The sequence below is a fragment of the Streptomyces sp. JJ36 genome (genome assembly GCF_021696945.1).
In the GTDB taxonomy this organism is placed as follows: Bacteria; Actinomycetota; Actinomycetes; order Streptomycetales; family Streptomycetaceae; genus Streptomyces.
In genome coordinates, this window is record NZ_JACYHE010000165.1 from 1 (window position 1) to 1,276 (window position 1,276).

Annotated in this window: 1 protein-coding gene; it reads left to right on the top strand. The window is 73.9% G+C overall.

The annotated features are described in order from the left end of the window. Positions 1-101: 101 nt before the first annotated feature. Positions 102-1,276: aromatic acid exporter family protein (locus tag HOY81_RS27000; RefSeq protein WP_237323337.1), on the top strand; the 1,175-nt coding region annotated here is incomplete at its 3' end.

The window sequence follows — 1,276 nt, forward strand, 5'->3', positions numbered from 1 at the left end:
CGGGTGTTTCCTCCTCCCGGAGCGGTGATACCCAGCGGACGGCGGCAGCCGTCCCGGCGGCACGGAGGCGCGCCGCGGGTGCACGGGAGGAGGGACCGGCGATGGGCGACGCGCAGGCCACCACGGAGAACCGGCTGGTACGGCTCCGGCAGTGGCTGCTGCGCGTACGCTCCGGGGGCCATGAGCAGGACATGGTGCTGCTCGTGCTCAAGGGCACGCTGGCGGCCACCCTGGCCTGGTGGATCGCGCACTCCCTGCTGCACGCCTCCTCTCCCGCCTTCGCCCCGTTCGCCGCGGTGTGGATGATGCGGGCGACGGTCTACCGCTCCCTGGTGGACTCCCTGCAGTACACGGCCGCGGCGGTGGCCGGGGTCGGCATGCAGGGCGTGCTCGGGTTCCTGACCGGCGGCGGGGTGGTCACCTTCGCCGTGGTGGCGCTGCTCGCGCTGGCCATCGCGCAGTGGCCCCGGCTGGGCGCCCAGGGCACCCAGGTGGCGACGGCCGCGTTCTTCGCCTTCTCCGTCTACGTCGCCACCCGCACGCCCGGCGAACGCCTCGAACAGCTCGGCACCCTGGCCGTCCTGGTGCTGCTCGGCTGTGCGGTGGGCACCCTGGTGAACCTGCTGGTCATGCCGCCGATGCGGTACCGCGGCGCCGAGTACGGGCTGCGCACCCTCGCCCGGGAACTGCACCGGCTGCTGGAGGACATGCACCCGGCGCTGTGCCGGGGCACGCTCGACCGGGAGCACACCTCCTCCTGGGAGGGCCTGGCGGCGGAGCTGGGCCCGGTGGTCGACCAGGCACGCGCCTCCGCCCGCAGCGCCCGGGAGAGCCTCGTCTACAACCCGCGCCGGCTGCTGCCCCGCTACCGGCGGCGCCCCTCCGGCTTCTCCGGGTACGACACCGTGCTGCGCGCCCTGGAGCGGGTCTCCCACCAGCTCACGTCCCTCGTGCACAGCCTGCACCACTGGCACGATGCGGACGACGGCGCCGATCACAGCCGGTTCCTGCGCCGCTACGGCGACTTCCTGGCCACGCTCGCCGGTACCGCCGAGCTGCTCGTCGAGCTGGACGAGGACCGGCTCCACGAACAGACCGACCGGCTGCGGGAGCTGACGCACGCGTCCCGCGAGGCCTTCGACCGGGTGGCCGAGGCGGCGGAGGAGTCCCCGCTGCCGATCACCGACACCTCGCGCCCGTACGGCGTCCTGCTGGTGGAGGCGGTACGGCTCACCGAGGAGTTCGAGTACACCCGGGACGTCCTGCGCGAGACGGC